5 protein-coding genes and 1 pseudogene are annotated in these 8,693 nt (G+C 47.4%); 4 read left to right on the top strand and 2 right to left on the bottom strand.

What is annotated here, in order from left to right; genetic code table 11:
* From ACWA6V_RS12400 to uca, 3 genes are all read left to right on the top strand, one after another.
* Window positions 1–299: DUF1989 domain-containing protein (locus ACWA6V_RS12400; protein WP_449522782.1), on the top strand; the 299-nt coding region annotated here is incomplete at its 5' end.
* Between the two features lie 11 nt (window positions 300–310).
* Window positions 311–952 carry an urea amidolyase associated protein UAAP2 gene (locus ACWA6V_RS12395; RefSeq protein ID WP_449522781.1) on the top strand — a complete coding sequence of 214 codons (642 nt, stop codon included), beginning with the start codon at window positions 311–313 and terminating at the stop codon, window positions 950–952.
* Window positions 953–1,041: 89 nt separating this feature from the next.
* Window positions 1,042–4,647, top strand: coding sequence for an urea carboxylase (gene uca / locus ACWA6V_RS12390; RefSeq protein WP_449522780.1), 3,606 nt, complete (start codon window positions 1,042–1,044; stop codon window positions 4,645–4,647).
* 62 nt (window positions 4,648–4,709) lie between these two features.
* Here the strand turns inward: uca and ACWA6V_RS12385 are convergent, their stop codons facing one another.
* Window positions 4,710–7,247 carry a DUF1631 domain-containing protein gene (locus ACWA6V_RS12385; protein ID WP_449522779.1) on the bottom strand — a complete coding sequence of 846 codons (2,538 nt, stop codon included), beginning with the start codon at window positions 7,245–7,247 and terminating at the stop codon, window positions 4,710–4,712.
* 217 nt (window positions 7,248–7,464) lie between these two features.
* On the opposite strand from ACWA6V_RS12385, the gene nadC reads away from it, so the two are divergent.
* A complete protein-coding gene (nadC, locus tag ACWA6V_RS12380) occupies window positions 7,465–8,328 on the top strand; it encodes a carboxylating nicotinate-nucleotide diphosphorylase (protein ID WP_449522778.1) in 864 nt (287 codons plus the stop codon).
* Between the two features lie 75 nt (window positions 8,329–8,403).
* Here the strand turns inward: nadC and ACWA6V_RS12375 are convergent.
* Window positions 8,404–8,693 (bottom strand): annotated as a pseudogene (locus ACWA6V_RS12375) (hypothetical protein); the annotation flags it as partial.

Raw genomic sequence — 8,693 nt, 5'->3', positions numbered from 1 at the left:
CGTCCAATATCAACTGGTTTAGCAAAGTCATTGCAGACGATCATGGCAATATCCGGCTCGACACTAAAAACCAATCTGCCGGTAATAGCGTCACCTTGCGCTTTGAAATGGATACGCTGGTGATTATGCATGCCTGTCCACATCCATTAAATCAATCCGAAAGCTATCCGTTTACTTCCGTGGAAATTGAATTAGGGGAAGCAGATCCAATCACCGATGATGATTATTGCAAAAACTTCCGCGAGGAAAACCAACGCGGATTTCAAAACAATGCATTGTATTATTTAGCTGTGAAATAGCTGAGGCTCGCATGTCACATATTCAAAGTAACCTACATCCTGAAACGGCGTTCTCTACACATTACGTTCCCGCTGGCGATTATTTTCTCGGCGAAATAAAGCAGGGACAAACTTTTCGCATTGTCGATTTAAAAGGTAACCAGGCAGCTGATGTTTTGTTTTATAACGCCCAAGACCCCAGCGAGCGATATAGCGCTATGGATACTATTCGTAATCAGGGTAATTTGTATTTAACGGCGGGCACTAAATTAATGTCTAATGCCAATCGCGAGTTGCTGGAAATTGTTGCCGACACCTGCGGCCGACACGACACCCTCGGTGGTGCCTGCGCAACAGAAAGCAATACCGTTCGCTACAGTTTGGAAAAGCGTTGCATGCACGCCTGTCGCGACAGCTGGATGCTCGCCATTGCGGAACATCCCGAATTTGGCATTAGCAAACACGATATAACCCATAACATTAATTTCTTTATGAATGTGCCAGTAACCACCGATGGCGGACTTACTTTTGAGGACGGTATTTCTGCACCGGGAAAATATGTTGAGCTGAAAGCAAAAATGGATATCGTCATGCTGATCTCCAATTGCCCACAATTAAATAATCCGTGCAATGGTTACAACCCAACTCCGATTGAAGTTATCGTTTGGAATTAATTAAATTTTTATTTAATCCTCAAAAATTCGCCTTCAATGGACGACCATTGTCGTATTAATCCCAGCAGGACGGCCTGCCGGAGCAGAATATGTTTGCCAAAGTTCTTATCGCCAATCGCGGTGCTATCGCCACTCGTATTATCCGCACCTTAAAAAAACTCAATATTAAATCTGTCGCTGTATATGCCGAATCTGATGCAGACTCATTACACGTGCGCATTGCCGACGAATCGTTTTCTTTAGGCGAAGGTGCGGCCGCACAAACCTATCTTGATCGCAAAAAAATTCTCGCGATTGCACAGCAAACCGGTGCACAGGCGATTCACCCCGGCTACGGTTTTCTAAGCGAAAACTCCAGCTTTGTTGCGGAGTGCGAAGCAGCAGGTTTAGTGTTTATCGGCCCTACTGCGGAACAAATGATTACCTTTGGTTTAAAGCATAAAGCACGCGAATTGGCACAGGCCGCCAATGTACCCCTCTGCCCCGGCACTGATTTATTAAAAGACCTCGACGAGGCAATAGCTGCTGCAGCAAATATTGGTTACCCAATAATGCTTAAAAGTACCGCCGGTGGCGGCGGTATTGGCATGCAATTGTGCAATAGCGAAGCCGAACTCATCGCCGCTTTTGATTCAGTAAAACGCTTGGGCAAAAATAACTTTGCCGATGATGGTGTGTTTCTGGAAAAGTTTATTGCCGCTGCTCGCCATATTGAAGTACAAGTATTTGGCAATGGCAAAGGCACCGCCGTTGCCATCGGCGAGCGCGACTGCTCCAGCCAAAGGCGCAATCAAAAAGTGGTAGAAGAATGCCCCGCTCCAAATTTACCCGAATCACAACGCAAAGCTATGCAACAAACCGCGGAGCAGTTATTAGCATCTGTCAGCTATCGCAATGCGGGTACGGTTGAATTTATCTACGATTCCATCGACGAAAAATTTTACTTCCTTGAAGTCAACACACGCCTGCAAGTAGAGCACGGTGTTACTGAAGAAGTTTACGGTGTGGATTTAGTGGAGTGGATGCTGCGCCAGGCAGCGGGGGATCTCGGCGATATTAAAACCCTGCGCGATCAGCTTGCACCCAAAGGCCACGCCATTCAAGTACGCGTTTATGCGGAAGACCCCGCGCTGAATTTCCAACCCTGCGCGGGTTTGCTCAGTAAAGTACAATTCCCTGAGTTACAAAACGATCTGCGCATCGATCACTGGATTGAAAGCGGTATTGAAGTCCCTGCATTTTTTGATCCAATGCTTGCCAAAATTATCGTGCGCGGCGCTGATCGCGAACAAGCACTGAAAAACTTATCCAACGCTTTGACGAACACCTATCTCTACGGTATCGAAACCAATATCGGTTATTTGCGCACACTCTTGCAAGATCCAACCTTGCTAGAGGGGCGAATGACCACACGCTATTTAAATACATTTGTGTACCAACCTGCGCGCATCGATGTTATTCAAGGTGGAACCCAAACCACAATTCAGGATTATCCGGGTCGCTCAGGTTATTGGCATGTAGGCGTGCCCACCTCCGGCCCCTTTGATAGCTACTCATTCCGCCTAGGCAATCGCTTACTCAATAACGACGAAGCAGCAGCGGGCTTGGAAATTACCCTGCAAGGCCCAACATTAAAATTTGGTTGTGCCGCAAAAATTATTCTCACCGGCGCAGCGATTGATGCAAAGCTCGATGGCAATGCCATTCCACTTTACAAAATTATTTCAGTCGCTGCCGGACAACAACTGCAGCTTGGTCGTATCACCGATAAAGGCGCGCGCACCTATTTAGCCATTGCTGGCGGGATACAATGCCCGGATTATTTGAATTCAAAATCCACATTCACACTCGGCCAATTCGGCGGCCACAATGGCCGCGCATTGCGTGCTGGCGATGTGCTCGCACTGGATGCAAATAGCTGCAATGCAGCAATCGATACAGCCACTTTCAGTGACGAATTAAAACCGCAGATTAATAATCTCTGGCAAATGCGTGTTATCTACGGCCCTCACGGCGCGCCGGATTTTTTTACCCCCAATGACATAAGCACATTTTTTAACACCGACTGGGAAGTGCACTACAACTCAAGTCGCACCGGTGTTCGCTTGATTGGCCCAAAACCGGAATGGGCACGCAGCTCCGGCGGCGAAGCGGGAATGCACCCCTCCAATATTCACGATAATGCTTACGCTTTCGGCACCGTGGATTTTACTGGCGATATGCCCGTGATTCTCGGACCAGACGGTCCATCACTCGGCGGTTTTGTTTGCCCGGCAACCGTTATCAGCGCCGATTTATGGAAACTGGGGCAAGTGCGGGCGGGCGACAAAATTCGCTTTCTACCCGTATCGATTGACGATGCAGTAGCGATTGAAAAAACACAAAACCAATCGTTACGAACGCTGGAAAACATTGCGCACACTTGGAGTGAAAGCGAATTAACATCACCCATTGTGAAAACCTTGGCCGCTGCCGAGTTTGGTGAAAATATTGTGTACCGCGCTGCGGGTGATCATTTTTTATTGGTCGAATACGGTGCGCTGGAACTGGATATTAAATTGCGCTTTCGTGCCCATGCGCTGATGCAGTGGTTACAACAAAATACATTGCCTGGCCTACGCGAACTGACGCCGGGAATTCGTTCACTACAAGTACACTATGACAGCCAGCAATTATCACTCGCAAGTTTGCTCGCGCATCTTGAACGAGGCGAGCGTGAATTAATTCTGCAACTTGCACAATTAAGTGTGCCCTCTCGCATAGTGCATATTCCATTGAGCTGGGACGATGAAGCCTGCCAATTGGCCATTCAAAAATATATGCAGTCAGTGCGTGCCAATGCGCCCTGGTGCCCAAGCAATCTGGAATTTATTCGCCGGATTAATGGTTTGGATTCCATCGCCGATGTAAAAAATATTCTCTTCAGCGCCGCTTATTTGGTAATGGGTTTAGGCGATGTGTATTTGGGAGCACCAGTCGCCACGCCAGTTGATCCACGCCATCGTTTGGTGACGACCAAATACAATCCAGCGCGCACCTGGACGGCAGAAAACTCTGTCGGTATTGGCGGCTCTTATTTATGCGTTTACGGGATGGAAGGCCCAGGTGGCTATCAATTTGTCGGCCGCACATTGCAAATGTGGAATCGCTATCGCCAAACCAAAGAATTCAAGCAGCCTTGGCTATTAAATTTCTTCGATCAAATCCGTTTTTACGAAGTCAGCACTGATGAGCTGCAAAAAATCCGACGCGATTTCCCGCAGGGTCGCTATTCCATCAAAATTGAAGAAAGCAATTTCAGTTTGAGTGAGTACCAGGAATTTATTGCCGCCAATCAGGACTCCATCGCCACCTTTACTGCGCAACGTGAGCAGGCATTTGAAGAAGAGCTGGCGCGCTGGCATGCCAATGGACAATTCAATTATGTACAAGAAGAAATTGCGGAAGAAAATGAAGAAGCTGAATTGCCAGACGATGCCATTCGTGTAGACAGCTCAGTCTCCGGTAGCGTTTGGCAAACCCAGGTACAAGTGGGGCAAACAGTGAAAGCAGGAGATGTGTTATTGATTCTGGAATCAATGAAAATGGAAATCAATATAACGGCAAGTAGCGCGGGCAAAGTAACCCATCTTTTAAAAACAGATGGCGCACGCGTGCAGGCAGGACAAACATTGGTAGTTTTGGCAGCCATTTAACTTTTCGTCGCTCCCAATAAAAAAACCCGGCGCAAGGCCGGGTTAAACATCTGAGGAGAAAACTAACTTAAGCTGCGCTGCTCACGCAAAGTACCAATTACTGCTTCCAGTGCACGGTCAAACAACATACCGTCATCTAAAATTGTCAGGCGTTTGGTCTGCAGTGCAACTGCCAGGCTTTCACGGCTTTCTTCTGCGACTTTCATACCTGAGCGGTTTACAAAGATATATTTACCTACCGAGCGAATAATGGCAGCCAAACGGCAGCGATATTTCTCACCAGCCTCGCCTTGCATTTCAAACCAGGTGCCCTGGGTAATATTATTGACCAAGGCTAAATGTTGCGGGTCAGCCTGAACACTTTCGCTGATGGTTTCTTCTACCACAAAAAGTTGATCTGCTTCTGCAGCTGTTGCAACTTCTGCCACCGCAACAACGTCAACTACAGTTTCAGCTACCGGTTCAATTACCGCTTGGGCAGCTGGCGTGACTTCTGCTGCTGCGACTACAGGTTGATGTGCAGCCTCGACAACTTCCACTACATTCTCAATAACTGTCGCGGGTACTGAATTTTGTACCTTGTCAGCTTGCGTTGCAGCATTCGCTGCTTGCTGGGCGCGCATTTGCGCTTCCACCATGGCCGCCTTCATATTGGCATTCTTCGCCGCCATTTCATTGGCCTTGGCTGCCAAATCTGCTGCGGACACTAATGGCGCAGGCTCAACCGCAGGTTTTACTTCGCCGCGTAATCGCGCCAAATGAACACCTTCAAGCTGTTTAAACAAATTGGTAGTTTCAAACGGACTGAACGAAATACTTTCCAAACCAGTACGCAATTTTTGCAACAGCTCAGGCACCAACTTTAATAAACGTTGGCGATTATCCTTATCCATTGCCGCCGTAACACTCCAAACGAGCTGCTGTGCTGTTGCAGAGCAATTACGCCACTCGTCACTTTCCACGCCTTGTTTGAGCGAGGTAATAAACATCACATTCGCCCAGGCTTCGCGCAGTAATTTGGTGACCGCCAAAGGCAACTCTTTACCGGCACAAATGCGATTTAATTCTGCATCAACCTGCGCGCGTGCGCGTTCGGATTTAGCCTTGCCATCTTCTGCGTCAATGGTGCGCTGCTCAAGTATTTGTGCGCGGCGCTTTTCTTTATCGAGGAATGAGCGGAAATCCACCAGCAATCGCTCAAAGATACTCATGTCGGTATCAAAATCAGTCAGGATCGAACGTACAGTTTCTTCCATTTTATTAAAGAGACTGTCTTTGCGTTGGTTTTCGTCGCTGGATTCCTGCCATCCTAAACAAGCCATTGCCATTTCATTCAGCAAACGACGCGCCGGGTGGCCACCTTTACTAAAGAAAGTTTTATCGGCAATCGCCACTTTAACCATCGGAATTTGTAAACGGCCAATCAAGGCTTTCATTGGCGCCGCGAGGTTGCGGTCATCCAAAATAAATTCGAACATCATACTTACCAAGTTAATGACATCATCATCAACTTGATTAATCGCGGCAGCAGTTTGGGTCTCATTACGCAGTAAATCACTCAGTAAATTGCGTAAGCTAGCTGGCGCTCCGCTGGTAACGGGAGCATTAACTGTATTTTGCTGTTGAGCCAGCGACAGGATTTTGATCAAGTCCTGAGTAGTAATTTCTTCACCGGGTAGTTGCACACGCGGCGCACTGCGATTGGCACCCAGCAGATCGCGCAATTGATGCAAGACCTGATTGGTTTGATCGTCATAGCCTTGCGCCAATCCGCCTGTCTCGCCGCCCGCTTTTTGCACACCCAAACCATACTGGGCACTGATGCCTTGGCCATAGTGATCAACAGTTGGGTTAGCTGACGGCTTTTTAACGCGCACATCTTGTTTCAATGAGGGCAAAATATTGGCATCAATCAAAGTTTGGTTAAGCACATCAAAGAGCTTGCCCAGCTTGGTCATCACAATATTGTCGAACAACTTGAACAATACCAACTTGGCTTTTACATCGACATTTAACGCTTTAGTTGCATCGGTAAATGCGTTGCAAATTACATCAACACCCAGAGGGTTGTTCTTTTGATAAACCTTGGTGGGAACCAGATGATCAATGCGCAGGGTCAAATGTTGAATGGGCTCGGCAAATTGTTCATTGGCTTTGTTGACCATGCCATCAACCGCAACCATCTCTTCTAATTCATCATTTTTAACCAATGACAAATCATCCAACGAGACCGATTTTTCGCTCCCTTTCGTTTCATCGCGATAAGCGCTTGGATCAAGCAACTGCGCAAAACTGATATCAATGCTGCGGAAGAAAGAAGTCTCCATCGCACGACGACGGATGCGCACCTCGCGCATGGAATCAAAGAAGATATTTTGATCGTGGTTGTTGTTCGCTTTGTCGGCCAACTCGAACATGGCATCATCTACTTTATCGAACAACTCACGTAGAAATAGTTGCAGCTGCTGCCGCGCCTTATCACGCAGGGTGTGCATAGCGGCAGGCAAACGAGCAAGTGCCACTTGCGAATTGGCAGCGGAATTGCGCTCTACATTTAAGTGAACAACCTTTTTGGGGTCAGATTTCATATGTTCGGACATGGCGGATTACCATTAGTAAAAACTTGCGTAATTGAAGTATAACTAAGGGAAAGACACATCAAGTAGGCAAATGATAAGATCGAGAGACATATCACAAAAGGCTATAACCAATGCGTCATCTTATGGTTTTCTAAGTAGATTTTGGAATTAGCCGAAGAGTGCGACGCCAAAACCGCCGATTTTCAACCTCACAGTGTTCAATTATTCGACATACAATATGAATCCTATATATAGCAAGAATTTACCTCACTTAGCAGAAGATATAGCCAAAAGCGTAACGTTGGCCCTAGCCGAAGACATAGGCTCAGGCGATATCACCGCCCAATTAATTCCCGCAGAGCAAACGGCCGAAGCAAACATCATCACACGTGAAAACTGTATTTTTTGCGGCAAAGCTTGGGTAGAAGAAGTATTCCGCCAGCTGGATCCGCAAGTCCAAATCATATGGCATATAGAAGACGGCCAAAACGCAGCAGCCAATAGCCTGTTATTTACCTTAAAAGGCAGCGCCCGCAGCCTGCTCACCGGCGAACGCGCGGCCTTGAATTTTGTACAAACACTCTCCGGCACCGCAACCATCAGCAAACAATACTCGGATCAAGTCGCCCACACCGGCGTGAAACTGCTCGATACCCGCAAAACCATTCCAGGCCTGCGCACCGCACAAAAATATGCAGTTGCCTGCGGCGGCTGCCATAATCATCGTATTGGTTTGTATGACGCGTTCTTGATCAAAGAGAATCACATCGCTGCCTGTGGTGGAATTACCCAAGCAGTTGCTACTGCAAGGGCTATTGCTCCTGGCAAACCCGTTGAAGTTGAAGTGGAAAATTTTGCCGAGTTAGATCAAGCACTGGCAGCGAATGCGGATATCATCATGCTGGATAATTTCAGTATTGATGATATGAAAACAGCAGTCGCGATTAATGCGGGGCGCGCAAAGCTGGAAGCATCGGGAAATATTAATGAGCAAACATTAATTCCGACGGCAGAAACCGGGGTGGATTTTATTTCTATTGGTGCGTTGACGAAGCATTGTCGGGCGGTGGATTTGTCGATGAGGGTTTTGGAAAGCATATAAAAACCAAACTCGACAATCCATCTGAGGTAATAATTTAAGGGGACACAGCAAAACACCAATCCCCCCTGATGCAAATTATCGACACTCACTGGGCGCAAATCGCGCTGGTAATGTCCCTGCAGTAACTTGCGGGAGCCCACGAGCAGCAGACACCTGATTTGTTGTTGAGGCGCAACCCCAGTCGATAACACCTGTTTGACCTGCAGCCAACGCAGCCCCTAGTTGAACAATCGTCCCAGTGTTTGTCCTGACGTATGGAATATAAACTAACGTATCCGCTCCTGATGTAAAACCGCCAACAGTAGCAAAGTTTAATCTCACTATTACCTCCCCCGTCACATCATCCATAACTACCGACGCAACAT

Source organism: Cellvibrio sp. (assembly GCF_053579595.1).
The sequence above is the reverse complement of the archived record's forward strand: the minus strand, read 5'-3'. Positions and strand labels throughout refer to the sequence as shown.